18 protein-coding genes are annotated in these 18,233 nt (G+C 73.2%); 8 read left to right on the top strand and 10 right to left on the bottom strand.

Annotated elements, in window-relative coordinates; translation table 11 throughout:
• Positions 1 to 24 precede the first annotated feature (24 nt).
• Positions 25 to 2,145 (bottom strand): SF1B family DNA helicase RecD2, encoded by a 2,121-nt coding sequence (recD2, locus tag ACWENQ_RS27320; RefSeq protein WP_449926951.1) that lies wholly within the window; start codon positions 2,143 to 2,145, stop codon positions 25 to 27.
• Positions 2,146 to 2,559: 414 nt separating this feature from the next.
• Positions 2,560 to 2,907, bottom strand: coding sequence for a nucleotide pyrophosphohydrolase (locus ACWENQ_RS27315; protein ID WP_449926955.1), 348 nt, complete (start codon positions 2,905 to 2,907; stop codon positions 2,560 to 2,562).
• Between the two features lie 156 nt (positions 2,908 to 3,063).
• Here ACWENQ_RS27315 and ACWENQ_RS27310 point away from each other — a divergent pair, with 156 nt between their 5' ends.
• The 3 genes from ACWENQ_RS27310 (at position 3,064) to ACWENQ_RS27300 (ending at position 6,166) form a co-directional block, all read left to right on the top strand.
• Positions 3,064 to 3,837: a nucleotidyltransferase domain-containing protein gene (locus tag ACWENQ_RS27310; protein WP_452416822.1), complete on the top strand. Its 774-nt coding sequence runs from the start codon at positions 3,064 to 3,066 to the stop codon at positions 3,835 to 3,837.
• The gene (locus tag ACWENQ_RS27305) at positions 3,834 to 5,186 is read left to right on the top strand and encodes a transaminase (protein ID WP_452416820.1); all 1,353 of its coding nucleotides are present in this window, start codon (positions 3,834 to 3,836) and stop codon (positions 5,184 to 5,186) included. Before ACWENQ_RS27310 ends, ACWENQ_RS27305 begins: the two co-directional genes overlap by 4 nt.
• A gap of 77 nt (positions 5,187 to 5,263) precedes the next feature.
• The gene (locus ACWENQ_RS27300; protein WP_452416819.1) at positions 5,264 to 6,166 is read left to right on the top strand and encodes a hypothetical protein; all 903 of its coding nucleotides are present in this window, start codon (positions 5,264 to 5,266) and stop codon (positions 6,164 to 6,166) included.
• A 56-nt stretch (positions 6,167 to 6,222) separates the two neighbouring features.
• Here ACWENQ_RS27300 and ACWENQ_RS27295 read toward each other — a convergent pair whose 3' ends face one another.
• Positions 6,223 to 6,627 carry a hypothetical protein gene (locus ACWENQ_RS27295; protein WP_452416818.1) on the bottom strand — a complete coding sequence of 135 codons (405 nt, stop codon included), beginning with the start codon at positions 6,625 to 6,627 and terminating at the stop codon, positions 6,223 to 6,225.
• A 214-nt stretch (positions 6,628 to 6,841) separates the two neighbouring features.
• On the opposite strand from ACWENQ_RS27295, the gene ACWENQ_RS27290 reads away from it, so the two are divergent.
• From ACWENQ_RS27290 to kstD, 3 genes are all read left to right on the top strand, one after another.
• Positions 6,842 to 7,489 (top strand): hypothetical protein, encoded by a 648-nt coding sequence (locus ACWENQ_RS27290; RefSeq protein ID WP_354918916.1) that lies wholly within the window; start codon positions 6,842 to 6,844, stop codon positions 7,487 to 7,489.
• Between the two features lie 10 nt (positions 7,490 to 7,499).
• Positions 7,500 to 8,732, top strand: coding sequence for an amidohydrolase family protein (locus tag ACWENQ_RS27285; RefSeq protein WP_452416816.1), 1,233 nt, complete (start codon positions 7,500 to 7,502; stop codon positions 8,730 to 8,732).
• An 87-nt stretch (positions 8,733 to 8,819) separates the two neighbouring features.
• A complete protein-coding gene (gene kstD / locus ACWENQ_RS27280) occupies positions 8,820 to 10,592 on the top strand; it encodes a 3-oxosteroid 1-dehydrogenase (RefSeq protein WP_452416815.1) in 1,773 nt (590 codons plus the stop codon).
• Between the two features lie 155 nt (positions 10,593 to 10,747).
• Here kstD and ACWENQ_RS27275 read toward each other — a convergent pair whose 3' ends face one another.
• Positions 10,748 to 11,242, bottom strand: coding sequence for an anthrone oxygenase family protein (locus ACWENQ_RS27275; RefSeq protein WP_354918908.1), 495 nt, complete (start codon positions 11,240 to 11,242; stop codon positions 10,748 to 10,750).
• A gap of 105 nt (positions 11,243 to 11,347) precedes the next feature.
• On the opposite strand from ACWENQ_RS27275, the gene ACWENQ_RS27270 reads away from it, so the two are divergent.
• Positions 11,348 to 11,839 (top strand): GNAT family N-acetyltransferase, encoded by a 492-nt coding sequence (locus ACWENQ_RS27270; RefSeq protein WP_452416813.1) that lies wholly within the window; start codon positions 11,348 to 11,350, stop codon positions 11,837 to 11,839.
• A gap of 55 nt (positions 11,840 to 11,894) precedes the next feature.
• On the opposite strand, the gene ACWENQ_RS27265 is transcribed toward ACWENQ_RS27270, so the two are convergent.
• The 5 genes from ACWENQ_RS27265 to ACWENQ_RS27245 all read right to left on the bottom strand — a co-directional run bounded on the left by ACWENQ_RS27265 (position 11,895) and on the right by ACWENQ_RS27245 (position 15,470).
• Positions 11,895 to 12,704, bottom strand: a complete 810-nt coding sequence (locus ACWENQ_RS27265) for a hypothetical protein (protein ID WP_449926977.1) — start codon at positions 12,702 to 12,704, stop codon at positions 11,895 to 11,897.
• 85 nt (positions 12,705 to 12,789) lie between these two features.
• Complete coding sequence (locus ACWENQ_RS27260; RefSeq protein WP_449926980.1) at positions 12,790 to 13,290, bottom strand: NUDIX hydrolase; 501 nt, start codon at positions 13,288 to 13,290, stop codon at positions 12,790 to 12,792.
• Positions 13,291 to 13,362: 72 nt separating this feature from the next.
• Entirely contained in the window at positions 13,363 to 13,992 is a 630-nt protein-coding gene (locus ACWENQ_RS27255; protein ID WP_354918896.1) for a hypothetical protein, read from the bottom strand.
• A 122-nt stretch (positions 13,993 to 14,114) separates the two neighbouring features.
• Positions 14,115 to 14,729 carry a DUF305 domain-containing protein gene (locus ACWENQ_RS27250; RefSeq protein ID WP_449926985.1) on the bottom strand — a complete coding sequence of 205 codons (615 nt, stop codon included), beginning with the start codon at positions 14,727 to 14,729 and terminating at the stop codon, positions 14,115 to 14,117.
• A 129-nt stretch (positions 14,730 to 14,858) separates the two neighbouring features.
• Positions 14,859 to 15,470: a MarC family protein gene (locus ACWENQ_RS27245; RefSeq protein ID WP_449926988.1), complete on the bottom strand. Its 612-nt coding sequence runs from the start codon at positions 15,468 to 15,470 to the stop codon at positions 14,859 to 14,861.
• A gap of 401 nt (positions 15,471 to 15,871) precedes the next feature.
• On the opposite strand from ACWENQ_RS27245, the gene ACWENQ_RS27240 reads away from it, so the two are divergent.
• Entirely contained in the window at positions 15,872 to 16,573 is a 702-nt protein-coding gene (locus ACWENQ_RS27240; protein ID WP_452416812.1) for a GNAT family N-acetyltransferase, read from the top strand.
• Between the two features lie 103 nt (positions 16,574 to 16,676).
• On the opposite strand, the gene ACWENQ_RS27235 is transcribed toward ACWENQ_RS27240, so the two are convergent.
• Positions 16,677 to 17,930 carry a YibE/F family protein gene (locus tag ACWENQ_RS27235; RefSeq protein ID WP_452416810.1) on the bottom strand — a complete coding sequence of 418 codons (1,254 nt, stop codon included), beginning with the start codon at positions 17,928 to 17,930 and terminating at the stop codon, positions 16,677 to 16,679.
• Positions 17,931 to 18,233 lie beyond the last annotated feature (303 nt).

Here is an 18,233-nt window from a genome sequence, read left to right as displayed (position 1 = left end):
CCCGGTGCCGGATCCCGAGCCGGGTCACCGGGCGAGCACGAACGCGAGCCGCCGGGCCAGGCCGGTGTTGCGGCGCAGGCCGAGCCGGTGGACGGCGAGCTCCAGCGCCTCACGCTGCCCGACCAGCACCACCCACGCCTTGGCCCTGGTGACCAGCGTGTAGAGCAGCCTGCGGCGCAACATCACCCCGCCCGCCTCCACCACCAGCGGCGCCACCACGAACGGGTACTCGCTGCCCTGGGAGCGGTGGACGCTGATCGCGTAGGCGTGGGTGAGGTCGTCGAGCTCGTCGAACCCGTAGGACACCACCTCGCCCTCGTCGATGAGCACCTCGACGACGCGCTCCTCCCTGTCGAGGGCGACGATCGTGCCTGTCTCGCCGTTGAAGACGCCCTTGTCGTAGTTGTTGCGGATCGGCATGACGCGGTCGCCGACCCGGTAGACCGACGCGCCCGACCAGTGCTCGGCCGTACCGTCGCGGGCCGGGTTGAGCCGCTCCTGGATCAGCCGCCCGAGCTCGGCGGTGCCCGCGTCGCCCTTGCGCATGGGGCACAGCACCTGAACCTGCTCGGGACGGACGCCCTGTTTCGCGGGGATCGCCTCGGTCGCGAGATGCACCACCCGCGCCGCCACCGCCGACGGGTCGTCGAGCTCCTCGAACCAGAACCCGCCGCCGCCCGGTGTGTACGGCACCGCACCCGACCTGATCTGGTGGGCGGCCTGGACGATGCCGCTGCCCTCGGCCTGCCTGAAGACGTGGGTGAGCCGCATCCGGGGGATCGTCTCGACCCGCAGCAGGTCGGACAGCACGCTGCCGGGCCCGATGCTCGGCAGCTGGTCGCTGTCGCCCACCAGCAGCAGGTGGCTGCCGTCGGGGATGGCCGAGCACAGCCGGGTGGCCAGATGGAGGTCGAGCATGGACGCCTCGTCGACCACGACGAGGTCGGCCTGCGCCGGGGTCTGGTCGAAGAGCTTGTCAGGATCGGGCTGTACGGCGAGCATCCGGTGGACCGTCGTCGCTGGCAGCCCGGTCAGCTCCGACAGCCGCTTGGCCGCCTTGCCCGTGGGCGCGCAGAGCGTGACGGCGCCGCCCATCGCCCGCACGGTCGAGGCGATCACTCGCACGGTGTGGCTCTTGCCGCACCCGGGGCCTCCGGTGAGGACCGAGACCGTGCTGGTCAACGCCATGGTCACGGCGGCCTGCTGATCGTCGTGCAGGCCGGGGTCGTCGCTGAAGGCGCGCAGCGGCAGCGTCGACCTGGCGGCGCAGAGCCTGGCCAGCTCCGCCGCCAGCTTGACCTCGCGGCTGTGGTGCTCCTTGGAGTAGACGACCAGGTCGTCGTCGGTCTCCTCGACGACGACACGGCGCTCGGACAGCAGCGCGTCGACCATCCGGCCGACCAGCTCCTCCTCCAGCTCCAGCCGTTCGGCGGTGCGGGCGACCAGCGCGGGCAGCGGCAGGAAGCAGTGACCGTCGCGGGCGGCGGCCGCCTCCAGCCGGTCGACGAGGGCCGCCTTGATCCGCTGCGGGCTGCGCTCGGGGACGCCCGACCGCAGCGCGATCCTGTCGGCCGTGGCGAACGCGACGCCCCTGACCCTGCCGATGAGCTGGTAGGGGTCGGTGGCCAGGATCTCCGCCGACGCGTCGCCGTACACCTGGTAGATCTTGGCGGCCAGCAGCGGGCTGACCCCGTAGCCCTGGAGCACCACCATCAGCGCGGCGACGGCCTTCTGCTCCTTCCACGCCTCGACGATCTGCGCCTGGCGGGCGGGGCCGATGTTGATCACCTCGGTCAGCCGCTCGGGGGCGGTGTCGATGACGGTGAGCGTGTCCTCGCCGAAGTGGCCGACGATCGCCTGGGCCAGGCGCGAGCCGATGCCGCGGATGAGCCCCGAGCCGAGATAGAGCTGGATGGCGTGAACGGTGGACGGCACGACACGCTCGCACGCGGTGACCGCGAAGCGCTTGCCGTAGGTGGCGTGCTCCTCCCACTGGCCGTCCAGGCGGAGCGTCTCGCCCGGCTGCGCCCCCGCCAGCGCCCTGCCGGAGGCGACGAAGCCGGACCCGCCCGCCTCGCTGCTCATGCGGGCGACGGTGTACGCGTCCTCCCTGACGTACACCAGGTGCTCGACGGATGCCTCCACGTAGGGGATCCAACCACGCGGCGCCGACATTCGGCGGCACCCCACCGCCCCGAACGGTCCGGCCAGGGGCGCCACCTCCACCGGCCCGGCCCGAGGGACGCGGCGGCACGGAACAGACAGCGCCGGACAGACGACGCGGGAAAGCCCACGCGGGACAGGACCGAGGCGGGACAGGCCACGCGGGACAGGGCCGAGGCGGGACAGGACCGAGGCGGGACAGGGCCGAGGCGGGACAGGACCGAGGCGGGACAGGGCCGAGGCGGGGGAGGGGCACGAAAGGGGCAGGAGAAGGGCGGGCGACGGAGGGGCAGGGCAGGAGAGGGGCGGTGCGGGGGAGGGGCAGGGGGCGGCGCGGGGGGGTTCAGGACAGGGGTGGGGTTCAGGACAGGGGTGGGGGTCGGGAGGGCTGCGGGGTCAGGACAGGGGTGGGGCTTTGCGGGCGGAGCCGCGGTAGAGCTCCGGGTCGTAGCGGCGCTCGCTCTCGTCCAGCTTGGCGTGCGCCGCCGCCACGAGGTCGACGCCGAGGACGTCCGCCAGCCGTACCAGGTAGCCGGTCACGTCGCCGAGCTCGGCGCGCACCCGCGCCATCGTCTCCTCGTCGGGCCGCTCAGCCTCGGCGAGCCACTGGAACTCCGCCACCAGCTCGCCGACCTCTCCCGCCAGCGCCATCACGAGGTTCTTGGGCGTGTGGAACCGCTCCCATTCGCGGTCGCTCGCGAACCCGCGCAGCCGTACCGCCAGCTCCTCCAACGGGGACGTCATGGCTGGTGACACTACCCCCTGTGTCACCCGCCGGTTCGCGGGGACCGCACCACACGCCGCTGCCGGCGGCGGTGGGAGCGGGGCTCGCCCGGGGCCGGTGCACCCCGCGGACTCCATCGATGGCGGACACGGCCGGTCTCACCCGACAATGGGCTGATGCCAGGCGTTGAGACACCTGAGACACCGTGGGGCCGCTGGGAGCCGGCGCCGCTGGAGGAGGTCGTCGCCCTGTTCGGGGCCTCGACGGTGCCGTGGTGGGTGAGCGGCGGCTACGCGATCGAGCTGGCCGTCGGGCGGGCCTTCCGCGAGCACGGGGACGTGGACGTGTCGGTCCTGCGCCGGGACCAGCTCGCGGTACGCCGCCTGCTGGCCGGCTGGGACTGCCACGTGGCCGATCCGCCGGGAACGCTGCGGCCGTGGCCGGTCGGCGAGGTGCTGCCGGAGCGGGCGCACGACGTCTGGGTGCGCGAGAGCGCCGGAGGGCCGTGGCGGTTCCAGCTCATGCTGGACGACGCCGAGGGCGAGGAGTGGGTCTACCGGCGCGACCGGAGGATCCGCCGCCCGCTCTCCACGCTGGGGGTTCCTGAGGACGGTTTCCAGCGGATCGCGCCCGAGGTGCAGCTGCTGTACAAGGCCAAGGACACGCGTCCCAAGGACGAGGCCGACTTCGCCGAGGTGCTGCCGCTGCTGACCGGCGAGCAGCGGCGCTGGCTCGACGACGCGCTGGCGATCGCCTTCGGCGCCCACCCGTGGCGGCCTGCCGTCCAGACCGGGGCCGCCCCGCAGGGGACGCCTGCCGTCCAGACCGGGGCCGCCCCGCAGGGGACGCCTGCCGTACAGATCGAAGGAGCGGACGCGAGGACGCGTGCCGTACAGATCGGGTCGGCCGCCCCGCAGGAGACGCCTGCCGTACAGGAGGAGAGACCGTGATCGACCGTGACCGGCTGCGCGCGCTGATGGTGCGCGAGCAGGCCGACTACATCGCCCGCCATTCCGCCTCCCGCAGGGCGTTCGCCGCGGCCGACCACCTGTTCGGCAGGGTGCCCATGACGTGGATGAACAAGCGGGCCGGCGCCTTCCCCCTCTACCTGCGCGGCGCGCGGGGCGCGCGCGTCACCGACCTCGACGGCCACGACTACATCGACTTCGCGCTGGGCGACACCGCCGCGATGGCGGGCCACTCCCCCGCCCCGACGGTGGCGGCGGTCGCCCGGCGCTTCGGCGAGGACGGCGGGGCGAGCACGATGATGCCCACCGAGGACGCCGAATGGGTGGGCGCCGAGCTCACGCGCAGGTTCGGCCTGGCACTGTGGAGCTTCTCCCTCACCGCGACCGACGCCAACCGGTGGGCGATCAGGATCGTCCGCGCGGTCACCGGACGGCCCAAGATCCTCTTCCACAGCTACTGCTACCACGGCAGCGTGGACGAGTCGCTGATCGTCCGCGGCCCCGACGGCGAGGGCGTCAGCCGCGAGGGCAACGTCGGCGCGCCCGTCGACGTGACGGCGACCAGCAGGGTCGCCGAGTTCAACGACGTCGAGGGCCTCGAGCGGCAGCTCGCGCACGGCGACGTGGCGGCCGTCCTCATGGAGCCGGCGCTGACCAACATCGGGATCGTGCTCCCCGAGCCCGGTTACCTGGAGAAGGTGCGCGAGCTGACCCGCGCGTACGGCACGCTGCTGATCAACGACGAGACCCACACCTTCTCCGCCGGCCCCGGCGGCGCCACCGGGCTGTGGGGCCTCGAACCCGACATGCTGACCATCGGCAAGGCCATCGGCGGCGGCGTGCCCGCGGGCGCGTACGGCATGTCGGCCGAGCTGGCCGAGCGGGTGCTCGCCCGCACCGACCTGGACCTGGTCGACATGGGCGGCGTCGGCGGCACGCTGGCGGGCAACGCGTTGTCGATGGCCGCCGTCCGGGCGACGCTCGGCGAGGTGCTCACCGACGCGGCGTTCGCCCGCATGATCGCGCTGGCCGAGGTCTTCGCCGACGACGTGCGCGCCGTCATCGCCGACGCCGGCCTGCCGTGGAGCATCCAGCGGCTCGGCGCGCGGGCCGAGTACCGGTTCGCCTTCCCCGCTCCGGTCAACGGCACCGCCTCCCGCGCGGCCACCGACGACGAGCTGGACGACTACCTGCACCTCTACCTCGCCAACCGGGGCGTCCTGCTGACGCCGTTCCACAACATGGCGCTCATGTGCCCCGACACGACGCGCGCCGACGTCGACCGGCACGGCGTGCTGTTCCGCGAGGCGGTGGAGGAGCTGGTCGGCTGACGTTCCCCCGCCAGGGGGAGGCGCCTCCCCCAGCCGGGCGAATCGCGGCGGGGCCGCCGGGCGCGAAGCTCGTGAGCATGACGCGATGGATGACGTGGGTCCCGTGGGCCGCCGCGGCCGGCGCTGTCGCCTACGGGGCGGTGCAGGCCTCCTGGGCGCTGGGCGACGCACCGTCCTGGGTGCTCGGCTTCGACCTGACCTTCCCCGCGTGGGTGGTGGTCGGGCTCTGCGCCGGCGTCGTGCTCGTGGTGGCGGGGTTGCGCGCCACCGGGGGCCGGCTGCCGCTGGTGCTGGCGGCATGGGCGCTGAGCGCCGCGCTGGTGTCGGCGTCGGCGGTGCTGCTGCTCGACGTCGTCGGCGGCATCCTGCCGGGGCTGGGGCTGCCCCGCGACCTGCCCGCCTTCCTCAGCAGGGCGAGCTGCGCGACCGTCGGGCTGCTGGCGGGCGCCACCGCCCTGTCGTGGCAGCGCCGCCGTACGGCAGGCTGCCTGCGCTGCGTCCGCCTCCCGCGCCTGGAGGCGACCCCTCGCTGGGGTTACGCCGCCGCCTACGCGGCGGTGGCGGGCTGCCTGCTCAGGATCGTCGCCCAGCTGACCATGGGCGTCGCCATCCCCTACGCCGCCAGCCCCTCACTGCTGGTCTTCGAGTTCGGTTTCCTGCTCGCGGGCGTCCTGCTGCCCCTCGCACTGGTGCACGGGTGGGGCAAGGTCTGGCCGCGCTGGGTGCCGTTCCTCGCGGGGCGGGGGGTGCCGCGCTGGCTGGTCGTCGGCCCCGGGTTCGCGATCGCGGGCGCGATGCTGGCCTACTTCGGCACCGGCATCACGCAGATGGTGACCGAGACGATCGACGGCACCCTGGAGGAGCCCGCGTTCATGTGGGTGGCCGTCCCCGCCTACGTCGTGTGGGGCGCCGGGCTCGCCGTCGCCTCCGTCTCCTACTACCTGATCACCCGCCCCGCGTGCGCGGCCTGCGGCCGTTGACCGTGCGCACCCGGGACGACAGCGCGCACCCGGGACGACAGCGTGCACCCGGGACGTCAGCCGCCCTGGGTGTAGACGGTCCTCCAGCGGGAGCAGCGGCCCGTCGGCCCGGTGGCGGTGCCCCTGCACACCCTGACCCTGATGTGCAGGACACCGCCGACGTCCCGCCGGAAGCCCTTCGTCCCCGGCACGCAGGCGCCGGCGGACGCGGTCCGCCAGCGCCCGTTCTCGCTGCTCATCCCCTTGATCTGGACCCAGGAGCAGCCGGCGCCCCTGGTGTCGGCGAGCATGCCGGACACGACGAGGCCCGACTGGCCGGCGGCCACCTTGCCGGCGGCCTCGGCGTGGCCGTCGGTGGAGCGGACGGGGCCCCACCTCCAGACGGTGGGATCGGCGGCGGCGGGGACGGCGCCGGAGACGGCGACGACGGCGGCGGCGATCAGGCCGAGGAGTGTTCTCATGCCTCAAGAGCTACGCCCTCCGACTTGTGCCCGGCTTGGAGCCCCGTTGCACCCCGATGGAGCCGCTCGGCGGGGCGGGCATGGGGGCGGCCCGGCGGAGCGGCCCGGAGGCGGCCCGAGAGGGAGCGGCCCGGAGGAGCTGGACTGCGTGGCGGCTCGGCGGGCAGGTGGAAACCCGCATGCGGCCGGACGGGAGTTCTCGTAGGCTGCGGCCGTGCTGCCCGACCTGCCCTGGCCCTCGATGACCCACCGCCACGCCACGGCCGAGCTGGTGCTGGCGGGCTGGACCCCGTGCGGCGTCGGCGACTGGGCGACGGGGTTGCGGTCGCCCGACGGGCTGTGGGTGGCCAGGGTGTGCCCGTTCGACCCGGCCTATGCCGCCTTCCTGGAGCTGTGCCGCCGCCGGCCAGGCAACCCGTACCTGCCGCGCGTCGCCTTCGACTCCCCGCTGGAGGGCGGCGGCACGCTGGCCGTGCTGGAGTTCCTGGCGCCGCTCGAGCCGGCGCGGGCCGAGGAGGTGGCCCGCCGGTGGCGGGAGGGCGGGGGCGACGACCGGCACCTGGCGGAGGTACGGCAGGCGGCCGCCGCCGTCGACGCCGAGTTCCGGGCGCGCACGCCCTGGTGGGACGGCATCGACCTGAACCCCGGCAACGTGCGGCGGGCCCTCGACGGGCGGGTGGCGGTGATCGACGTGTTCTGCATGGACGGCGCCTCCGTCTACGCGCAGGTGCTCGAGGACGCCGGCGTGGTCAGGCGGAAGCTGCCGGGCAGCCGCCACCTCCTCGACATCCCCTACATCGCCCGCGAGAGCACCCCCGACGAGATCCGCGCCCTCCAGGCCGCCTGGTACCGCACACCGTAGGGTCGGCTACGTGGACCTGCTCGTTCGCAACGCCACCCGGCGCGATCGCCCGGGCCGCTGGATGCTGGCCGCCGACCACGGGATCCTCACCGTCGTGGCGCCCGAGGACCGCGACGCCCCGGGCGGCGCCACCACGGTGATCGACGCCGAGGGCAACCTGGTGACCGAGCCGTTCGCCGACGCCCACCTGCACCTGTGCAAGGTCCACACGCTCGACCTGGCGGGCTCGCGGGCGCTGGAGGCGTACACCGGGGGCTCGATGGGCGCGGCGATGGCGGCGATCGAGGCCGCCGCCGCGGTCAAGCGCGACCAGACGGCCGCCGCCGTCGCCGAGCGGGCCCGGCGGGCTCTCACGGAGTCGGTACGGCACGGCGTCCGGGCCGTGCAGGCGTTCGCCGACGTGGACCCCGACGCCGGACTCACCGGGGTGGAGGCGCTGCTGGCGCTGCGGGAGGAGTTCCGCGACCGGGTCGAGGTGCGCGTCGTCGCCTTCCCTCAGGACGGCCTGCTGCGCCGGCCCGGCACCGAGGAGCTGGTCTCGGAGGCGGTACGGCTAGGCGCCGACGTCGTGGGCGGCATCCCGTGGATCGAGTACACCGACGCCGACGCCGCCGAGCATGTGCGCCGCATGGTCGAGCTGGCCCGCCGTACGGGCAGGCGGGTGGCGATGCTGGTCGACGACGCCGGCGATCCGGGCCTGCGCACGACCGAGATGCTCGCCTCGGCATTGCTGTCCACCGGGGTGCGCGGCAGCGCGCAGCACGCCCGCGCGATGGCGCTGTATCCCGAGCCCTACCTGCGCCGACTGGTGGGGCTGTGCCGGGCGGCCGACCTGGGCTTCGTCAGCGACCCGCACACCGGGCCGCTCCACCTGCCGGTCTTCGCCCTCGCCGACGCGGGGCTGCCGGTGGCGCTCGGCCAGGACGACATCGAGGACGCCTACTACCCCTTCGGCCGGCACAACCTGCTGGAGGTCGCGTTCTTGGCCGCCCACCTGCTGGACGCCCGCGCCGACGCCGACCTCGACCGGCTGTACGACATGGTGAGCCTGGAGGCGGCCCGCGTGCTGGGCCGTCCCGTCCACCGGCTCGTCCCGGGAGCGCCGGCGGACCTGGTGGTCCTGGAGGGCCGGACGGTACGGCAGGCCCTGGCCCTGCACGCCCCGCCGCGACACGTCGTCGTGGGCGGTCGGGTGGTCGCGAGTACGCGCACGCGGACGGAGTTCTCGCCCCCCGCCCGTTGACAGGCATACCAACCAAGCGCATGCTTCGTTCGGCGCCCGGGCGCGAGGTGCCGGTCAAGGATCAGCCTCACGTCGAAGGGATGCGCCATGCCCGCGGACCACACCCCCCAGCCCGCACCACGGCACACCAGGCGGCAGGTGTTACGCGGCGCCGCGGGAGCCGTGCTCACCACCGGTGTCCTGGGTGGTCTCGACGGCACCGCCCACGCGGCCGTCGCGGACTACGACGTCGTCGTGGTCGGCTCCGGCGCCGCCGGGATGACCGCGGCGCTGCGGGCGGCCAAGCGGGGGCTGCGGACGGTGGTGATCGAGAAGGCGCCGACGTTCGGCGGCTCGGCGGCGCGTTCGGGAGCGGGCATCTGGATCCCGAACAACGAGGTCATCCTGGCCGCCGGGGTGCCCGACACGCCCGCCAAGGCGGCCACCTACCTCGAGGCCGTGGTGGGCGGCGGCGTGCCGGCCGACCGCCGGGCCGCGTTCCTGTCCGCCGGGCCTGCCATGATCTCCTTCGTCACGCGCAACAGCCCGCTGCGCTTCCGCTGGATGGAGGGCTACTCCGACTACTATCCCGAGCTGCCCGGCGGGATGCCGAACGGCCGCTCCATCGAGCCCGACCAGCTCGACGGCAGGGTCCTCGGCCCCGGGCTGGCCCACCTGAACCCCTCCTACATCCCCACGCCGCCCGGCCTGGTCGTCTTCAGCGCCGACTACAAGTGGCTCACGCTGGCCGCGGTCAGCCTCAAGGGCGCGGCCGTCTCCGCCGAGTGCGTCGCCAGGTACACCGCCGCCAAGCTGCGCGGCGAGATCCCGCTCACGATGGGCCAGGCGCTGGCCGGCGGCCTGCGCGCGGGGCTGACGGCCGCCGGCGTGCCGGTGTGGCTGAACACCCCGCTGCTGGACCTGCGCTTCGACGGGGACGGCCGGGCCACCGGCGTGCTCGTGTCGCAGAACGGCACGCAGGTGCTGGTCAGGGCCGCGCGCGGGGTCATCGTCGGCTCGGGCGGCTTCGAGCACGACCTGGCCATGCGCACGGAGTTCCAGCGGCAGCCCATCGGCACGGACTGGACCGTCGGCGCCAAGGAGAACACCGGCGACGGCATCCGGGCCGGCCGCCGCGCCGGCGCCGCCCTCGACCTGATGGACGACGCCTGGTGGGGCCCGGCGATCCCGCTGCCCGGCGAGCCGTACTTCTGCCTGGCCGAGCGCACGCTTCCCGGCTGCATCCTGGTCAACGGGGACGGCGTGCGCTTCGTCAACGAGGGCGCGCCGTACAGCGACGTCGTGCACGTCATGTACGACCGCAACGCCACAGGCCCGCACATCCCGGCGTGGCTGATCACCGACCAGAACTACCGCAACCGCTACCTGTTCAAGGACGTCGCGCCGACGCTGCCGTTCCCCGACTCCTGGTACGCCGCGGGCGCCGTCCACAAGGCGTGGACGGTCGGCGACCTGGCGACGAGGATCGGCGTCCCTGCCGCCGCGCTGCGCCAGACGGTCACCAGGTTCAACGGCTTCGCGATGACGGGCAAGGACCTCGACTTCCACCGCGGCGACAGCGTCTACGACCACTACTACACCGACCCCGCCGTGGCGCCGAACTCCTGCCTGGCGCCGCTCTGGCTGCCGCCGTTCTACGCCTTCAAGATCGTCCCGGGCGATCTCGGGACCAAGGGCGGGATGCGGACCGACGCGCGGGCGCGCGTCCTGCGCGCGGACGGGTCGGTCATCCCCGGCCTGTACGCCGCGGGCAACGCCAGCGGAGCGGTGATGGGCAACAGCTACGCCGGCGCCGGCTCGACGCTCGGCCCGGCGATGACGTTCGGCTACGTGGCGGCCGACGACATCGCCGGCGCCTGACGCGCGGCGGCCTCCCACCGGTCAGGCCGTGGTGGGCTCCCACCGGTCACGCCGAGGTGGGTTCCCACCGGTCACACGGAGGCGTGGCGGGCACCCGCCCCTCACGCGATGCCTGGGGGCGCCCCTCACGCCGAGGCCTGGCGGGCGCCCGCCGGTCAGGCCGAGGCGCGGCCGTGCAGGACCAGCGCCCAGACCAGCAGGCCGAAGGCCGGAAGGCTGGTGAGCACGCGGACCATGTTGAACGTGGCCCACCTGGCCTCGTCGAACCGCCGGCGCACCGCGGCCACGTCGATCCGGTCGGGATCCCCTGCCGCCTTGATGGCGTCGTTGCGCGGCACGTTCACCCCGACCGTGATGACGAACGTCACGACGTACAGCACGAGCGCGACCACGATCCACGGGAAGGCCGGCCGGCCGATCTGGGTGACGGCGGCGGCGACGGTGAACAGCAGGGCGCCGAAGAAGCCGCCGCCGATGAACCACGGATTGATGATCGCCCGGTCGATGGCCTGGAAGGCGCCGACGAAGGTGCGGTCGTCGGTCTTCCCGAGCCCCGGCATGATGGTGTGCGCGTAGAGCACGAACGCGCTCGCCGACATTCCCATCGACAACGTCGCGGCGATCAGTGACAGCGTGCGCAGTACGTCCATCGGACACTCCCAACAGGCGAGAAACGGGCCGGGACGGCCCGCGGAAGCGAAGGTAGCGGACAAATCCCATCGCGCGCGGCGCGAGCCGGACGGTAGCGTTCTCCGGTGCCCGAACTCCAGCGCCTGCGCCCCGACCACATCCCCGCCGTCCTCGCGTTCGAGCTCGAGAACCGGGCCTACTTCGCCGCGTCGGTGCCCGACCGTGGCGACGACTACTTCGCCGAGTTCGACGCCCGGCTCAGCGCCCTGCTCGCCGAGCAGGCCGCCGGCATCTGCCACTTCCACGTGCTGGTGGACGGCGACGCGGTGGTGGGGCGCGTCAACCTGGTCGACGTGGAGGACGGCGCCGCCGAGCTCGGCTACCGCATCGCCGAGAAGGCCGCCGGGCGTGGCCTGGCCACCGCCGCCGTCCGCCGGATCTGCGAGCTGGCGGCCACGGAGTACGGCCTGACCGAGCTGCGGGCTGTCACGACGCTGGACAACACCGGATCGCGGACCGTGCTCACCCGCGCCGGATTCGTTCCCGCCGGCGAGACGGTGCTGGAGGGCCGGCCCGGCGTGCGCTACGCCCGCGCGCTGACTGACACCGCCTCCTGACCGGGGCGGTGCGGGAGGCCGGGGCTGCCGGTCGTGCCCGGCAGCCCCCAGGACCTCAGTGGGCCTTCGGCAGCGCGTCGATGAGCTTCTTCGGCGCCGGCTCGAGGGATTCCTCGAGCGCGGGAACGTCCTCGCTGCGCGTGACCAGGTCCGCGGGCGGCGGCTCGACCGTCACCTTGGCGCCCCAGCCGGTGAAACGCACGTCCGCGCTGACGTCCAGCCGGCGGTCGGAGAGCCGCTGGTCGGCCAGCATGGTGGTCAGGCGGGTCACCCTGCCCTTGTCGTCGAACCAGAGCGCCCAGGCGATCTTCACGCCGTTCCGGGAGCCGAAGGGCCGGCCCGGGATCTTGCGGATGTCGATGGCGCCCTCGGCGGAACGGGAGCTGACGGAGGAGGCGGTGGCGAGCAGCGCCTTCAGCGCCCCTGGCTGGAAGAGATCGACCGTGAGGTCCGCGGGGCGGGACTCGCCGGGAATGTCGCGCACCCACTTCTTGTCCAGCGGCAGCATGCCAATCAGCTCGCCGCCGGAGGTGTAGCTCACGCCCTTGGCCCTGATGACGAGCGTCGGGAAGCGGAAGTCCGCCTGGAGGCTTTCGGCGCTGTCGGGCGCGTAGACGCTGGTCGTCTCGTCGGTGTCGACCTGCCATCCCTTGCGGAAGCCGGCGACGCGCTCGGTGCGGATGGTGGCCAGCCGCTTGCCGTCCAGCGCGATGCGGGTGATCAGGGAGACGTTGACGCCCTTGCCGGGCGCCACCTGGGCCTGAAGCGCCTTGACCGGGTCGGCCTTGGGCGCTGCCTGCGCCGGCGGAGCGGCGACGAGCGCGGCACCCGTGGTGAGGGCGAGGCCGACGATGATCCTCTTCATGCGATTTCCTTCAACATCTGGAGGGAGGAGGAGCATCCTGCCAAAAGAAGATCACGGCCCCGTCTCGACCAGCGGCGGGCCCCCACTACGGGTGGTGCCAGGGGATGACCACGGGCTCGGCGGGCAGGTCGCCCTGGAGGAGGCGTTCCAGCAGGTCGGCCAGGTTGAGCGGGATCACGCGCTCGGCGGTGGCGCGCAACTCGGCCACGCTCCACCACCGGTGGGTGCCGAACAGGGAGCGTTCGAGGTCCTCCATGCCGGAGGTGTCCACCGTGAACTCCGGGACGCGGAGGAAGAAGAAGGAGTCGTCGGCGTGGACGCGCACGCCGTCGTTCCGGACCCAGGGGCCGGAGCTGACCGCCACCACCGGGCCGACCGCTTCGGGGACGACCGTGTGCCCGGTCTCCTCGCGCAGTTCTCTGGCGGCGGCCACGGCCAGGTCCTCGCCCGGCCGGACACCGCCGCCCGGAGTGAACCAGGCGTGGCCGGAGTTCTTCGTCAATCCCCGCCCGTGGTACAGCAGGATCCTGTCGCGGTCGTCGACGAGGAGGACGCGGGCGGAGGGACGCGATATCGCTTCAGGCACGGGCGCGAGCATAGGGAGACCCGGCGGGCCTGTCATCGCCTTTTCCGGCGACCGCGAGACGGGCCGGGAGCGTCACCGCTGTTCGTCCGGGCCGCGGTCGCGGATACGGGCTCGTACGACGTCGGGGTACCACTGGGTGAAGCGAACGGCGCCGACGATCGCCGCGATCTGGATGATCCAGCCGGTCCAGATGTTGTCCGGGTCGCGCAGGACGAGGTCCCCGAAGAGGCCCGCGATCGCCGCGACCAGGAAGGCCAGCCCCCAGACGCCGGTGATCACATAGTTGGTGCGGAGGAAGACGGGCGAGTTCCAGTAGGCGCGGTCGACCTGCTCGCGGGCGTACTGCAGGGTGAAGGGCCGCCGCGCCGCCATCGACCCGAACGCGATCAGGGTCAGGGCGATGTTCGACATCTCGCCCGCGTACGTCTCCAGCCAGCGGCGCGTGTCCTCGCTCGCCGCCCCGCCCACCATGGCCGTGACGGCGAAGAACAGCACGGTGGCGACTTCGAGGAGCTTCCAGGAACTGCCCGGCCTGGCGATGCGGGCGGCCACGATCAGGAAGAGGGAGGCGGCCAGCGCCAGCATCACCGCCGACTCGAACCGCCCCGGGCCGACGAGCACGGAGAAGATGATCCACGGGGCCATGCCGACGGCCGGATTGTCCAGGACGCCGGTCGGTTTCCCGCGAGCCTGGGCGTTCATGGGCGCGCCTTACGTCACGGGTTCCTCACTGCCAGTGTGCCCTCCTCGTTCGGCCATCTGCCAGGGGGACGCGCCCCGTCGCGGGGGCCGCCGCGCCTCCGGTGGTGGTGTCAGGCGCCCGGTCAAAGCCGGTCGAGGATTTGGCGCAGCTGGTCCACCTCGGCCTGCTGGGTCGACGCGATGGTCCTGGCCAGTTCCCTGGCCTCGGGGTTGACGCCCCGTGCCTGCTCGGCCTCGGCCATCTCGATCGCGCCCTTGTGGTGAGCGATCATCAGCTGGCCGAACAGCTTGTCGAAGGCGGCGCCCTCGGCGGCCTCGAGCCGCTTCATGTCGTCGGCGGACATGATGCCCGGCATGTCGTGGTGCATGCCGTCCGAGGGCATGGGCCGGCCCCAGGCCCCCAGCCAGCTCCGCATGCTCTGGATCTCCGGCTCCTGGGCCGCCTTGATCCTGGCGGCCAGCTCCTTGACCTCGGGGTCGGCCGCGCGGGTCTCGGCCAGCTCGGCCATCTCCACGGCCTGCTCGTGATGCGGGATCATCATCTGCGCGAACATCACGTCGGCCTCGTCGAAGGCGGCGCCGGGCTGCGCGGTGGCCGTGGTGGCGACCGCGCCCGGCGCCGCGGCGGGCCCTTCCGGTCCGGCCGTCGCGGTGCCGCAGGCGGCGACGAGCAGCGTCGTCGCGGCGCCCACGGCGAGCCGCAGCCGCCGGGCGCCCGATCGGTCGGTGGACATCATGGCTGGGTGCCTCCTGGTGATCGGTGTGCACACAAACCGGAAAACTCCTCACATATCACTATGAGCCATAGTAAGAAGGAGCTGCTAGAAGGAGCTATCCAGGCCAAGCCTTACGACTATGGGTAGTAGCTATCCGACGCCCCAGCGCACCCAGTACTGGAGCGCTCCGGCGACCAGTTGCACCGCCATCGCGGCGGCGAGCAACCCCATGACCCGCGTCACCAGGTTGAGCCCGTTGTCCTTGAGCAGCCGCCCGATGAGCGAGGAGAAGCGCAGCGTGAGCCAGGTGATCGCCAGAGCGGCCACCATGGCCAGGACGACGGCCAGCGTGGCCGGCCCGCTGTCGGCCTTCTCCATGTAGAGCATGGTGGCCGCGATCGCGCCCGGCCCGGCCAGCAGGGGCGTGCCCAGGGGCACGAAGGCGACGGCGCCGCTCTCGGCCCTGGCCCGGTCGCGGGCGCAGTCCGCCTTGAGCAGGTCGAGCGCGATGAGACCCAGCAGCGCACCGCCCGCGACCTGCAACGCCTGCAGGGAGATGCCGAGCGCGTCGAGCAGCCGGTCGCCGAGCACGGCGAAGACGGCGACGATGCCGGCCGCGACCAGCACCGAGATCCTGGCGGTACGGCGCCGCGCCGCCGGCGTCTGGGCGCGGGTGAGGGTGAGGAACACCGGGATGGCGGCGAGCGGATCGAAGATGACCAGAAGCGTGACGAAGGCCTGGACGAACAGGGCGGTGGACATGAGACGACCCCACGGGTGAAAGGGAGGATCCCGCCCGCCGTCAGGAAGCCTCGGCGGGCAGGCTGGACCAGGTCGCCGCCCACTCGCAGGGCACGGTCCAGCGCAGCCACACCGCCACGCCACGCCGTCCGTCGATCATGCCCGCCGTAACCGCGGGGCTCTCCGAGCTATTCCGTCAGTCAGCGCCCGGATGGCCATCCGGGTGGCCACTGGACCAAACTTGACCTGCGCGAGCCTGACTGGAGGGTTTACTACTTCGTATAGTTATTTTGTCGGATCGACGCAAGCTGCGAACGCCCGGCGGCCCGACAGGGGTGGACATGTCCGACAGTTTCCCCGTGATGCCGGACATGTCCACCCGGTTTTCGCCTATATACCCCCCACCCGTATATGATGCGGACGTGACCTCTCCGGAACGACGCCTCGTCGAGCACCTCACCCGCTGGCTCGGCGGCTGGCCGGCCACCACCGGCCTCGACATCATCGCCGAGCCCGGGCGCGCGCTCCCCGGCTGGGACGGCCTGCTCCACCCCGTCCTGGGCGTGGCCGGACCGGCGGGCGGAGTCCTCTCGGTCCCCCCTGCGCATGCCGAGACGATCGCCGCGCGGTACGCCGAGAGCCAGGACCTGGCACACTTCGGCCCCCTGGTCCCCGCGATGGCGGGCTTTCCCGAGCGCGGCTGGTTCACCGCCGTCTACCGCTGGACGACGCGCCCCGCGCCGCTGGCCGACGCCGGTGTCTGGGTGCCCGCCCAGGACCCCGCCGTGCCGGAGTGGCTGCGCCCCTTCAACGGCGACGTGCTGGTCGCCCACGACCCGGAGACCGGCGAGCATCTGGCCGGCGTGGGGATCAAGCGGCACGACGACTACGGCCGCGAGCTCGCCGTCGTGACCGCTCCCGCCGCTCGCGGCCGCGGCCTGGCCCGCGGGCTGGTCGCGCAGGCGGCCCGCCGTGTCCTGGACGAGGGCGGGATCCCCACCTACATGCACAGCCCGGACAACCTCGCCTCCGCCGCCGTGGCAGAGGCGGCCGGGTTCGCCGACGCCGGCTGGACCGCCTTCGGCGCCACCGAACAGGCGACGCAGCAGAAGACCGCCGGCTGACGCTCCCCGCCATGCGGGGAAGGCGGCCGACCGACGTCCAGGCCGCAGGGCCGGCCGACGCCCGGTCCGCGGGAGGACGGCCGGGCCGGTCTCCGGTTTCCGGCTATCCCACCGCTGGGTCGGTGACAGCGTGGCGCCGGACGGGCTCGTCGTCGTCATGGTCGTGCCCGCGGCGGGCCGAGGCCAGCGCCGCCAGCGCGGTGGTGATGGGCACCGCGGCGATCAGGCCGAGGGTGCCCACCACGGCCCGGACGATCTCCTGGGCCATCATCGGGTTGGTCACGGTCTCGCCCAGCGGCTGGTCGCCGATGCTGATCAGCAGGAGCAGCGGCAGCGAGGCACCCGCGTAGGCCAGGATGATCGTGTTGATCACGGAGGCGATGTGGGCGCGGCCGACCCGGGCGGCGGCCCGGTACAGCCGCCTGGCGGTGAAGGCCGGGTTGGCGTGGGCCAGCTCCGCCACCGTGACGGCCTGGGTGACGGTGACGTCGTCGAGCACGCCGAGCGTGCCGATCAGGATGCTGGCCAGGAGCAGCCCCTGGGTGTTGATCCCATGGCCGGTGTCCAGGTAGAACGAGCTCTCGTCGGTGATCCCGTTCAGCTCCGCGAGGCCGATGGCGGCGTAGGCCAGCGCGCCGGTCAGCGCCAGGCTGGTCAGCGTGCCCACGATCGCGATCGACGTGCTGACGGTGAAGCCGTGCGTCAGGTACAGCACGGCCAGCATGATCGCGGCGGCGCCGACGACGGCCACGAGCAGCGGAGGCCGGCCGTCCAGGATGGCGGGGATCACGAAGAGCAGCAGCAGCGCGAAGGTGATGGCCAGGCCGACCAGCGCGCTGAGCCCGCGCCAGCGTCCGAAGGCCAGGACGGCCAGCGCGAACGCCGCCCCCGTCAGCCACAACGCCGAGGAACGATCGTGGTCGGAGATCCGGTACGGCGAGGCGTCCAGCGTCTCCTCCGGCGTGTAGATCACCACCACGGAGTCGCCCGCCGCGAACGTCTGTGCCCCCGGCCCGCTCGGCAGAGGCGTCGAGACGATCTGGCCGCGCTGGCTGCCGGTGGTCAGCTCGATGCTCGCGGTGCCGCAGGTCCGCGGGTCGGCCGGCGGCCGGTCCTCGGCCGCCACGCCGTCCGGAGCCGGTTCCCTGGGGCACGGCTTCGGCGTGACGGCGATGACGGTGGCGTGCATCCGTTCCAGACCGGCGGGTTGGGGCACGTCCGCCTGCCGCCGGTCGGGCCACAGCCACAGCAGCGCCACCACGGTGGCGAGCGCGAGCGGGATGATGACCGCCAGCGTCGCGACCACTGTGGTGCGGGAACTGCTCGCGACCGAGCCGTGATGGTGGTTGGCACCCACGAACGCGATCTCCTCGGGTGACGAGCGGAGGGGTTTCCGCGGCAGACGGCTACCGCCGCGCTGGGGTCGGCGGCGGCAGGCCCCGATTCCATCAGAGAAGGCCACGGGACCCAAACCGCCACCGGGCAGTCCGCCCGTCCCGCTCATCACTTCCGCGGTGTCGACGAGCCGTCCTTCTGTCGTCTTCGTCACAGCGCGCGCGATCGCCGCGAGGACAACCCGAGAGGGGGAAGGAAACCGTCATGCCCGACCGATATCCCACCGCCGCCCGGCAGGTGGTCCGGTGCCGCCATCGGCCGATCG

It is taken from the genome of Nonomuraea sp. NPDC004354 (assembly GCF_053602555.1).
Note: the sequence above shows the minus strand (reverse complement) of the source record. Positions and strands in the feature narration are given on the sequence as shown.

Bases quoted from the DNA above. Each gene is read 5' to 3' on its own strand.
- ACWENQ_RS27300 (WP_452416819.1), top strand. From the start codon at position 5,264: ATGACGCGATGGATGACGTGGGTCCCGTGGGCCGCCGCGGCCGGCGCT.
- ACWENQ_RS27265 (WP_449926977.1), bottom strand. From the start codon at position 12,704: ATGAAGAGGATCATCGTCGGCCTCGCCCTCACCACGGGTGCCGCGCTC.
- ACWENQ_RS27245 (WP_449926988.1), bottom strand. From the start codon at position 15,470: ATGTCCACCGCCCTGTTCGTCCAGGCCTTCGTCACGCTTCTGGTCATC.
- ACWENQ_RS27275 (WP_354918908.1), bottom strand. From the start codon at position 11,242: ATGGACGTACTGCGCACGCTGTCACTGATCGCCGCGACGTTGTCGATG.
- ACWENQ_RS27315 (WP_449926955.1), bottom strand. From the start codon at position 2,907: ATGACGTCCCCGTTGGAGGAGCTGGCGGTACGGCTGCGCGGGTTCGCG.
- ACWENQ_RS27310 (WP_452416822.1), top strand. From the start codon at position 3,064: ATGCCAGGCGTTGAGACACCTGAGACACCGTGGGGCCGCTGGGAGCCG.
- ACWENQ_RS27295 (WP_452416818.1), bottom strand. From the start codon at position 6,627: ATGAGAACACTCCTCGGCCTGATCGCCGCCGCCGTCGTCGCCGTCTCC.
- ACWENQ_RS27250 (WP_449926985.1), bottom strand. From the start codon at position 14,729: ATGATGTCCACCGACCGATCGGGCGCCCGGCGGCTGCGGCTCGCCGTG.
- ACWENQ_RS27255 (WP_354918896.1), bottom strand. From the start codon at position 13,992: ATGAACGCCCAGGCTCGCGGGAAACCGACCGGCGTCCTGGACAATCCG.
- kstD (WP_452416815.1), top strand. From the start codon at position 8,820: ATGCCCGCGGACCACACCCCCCAGCCCGCACCACGGCACACCAGGCGG.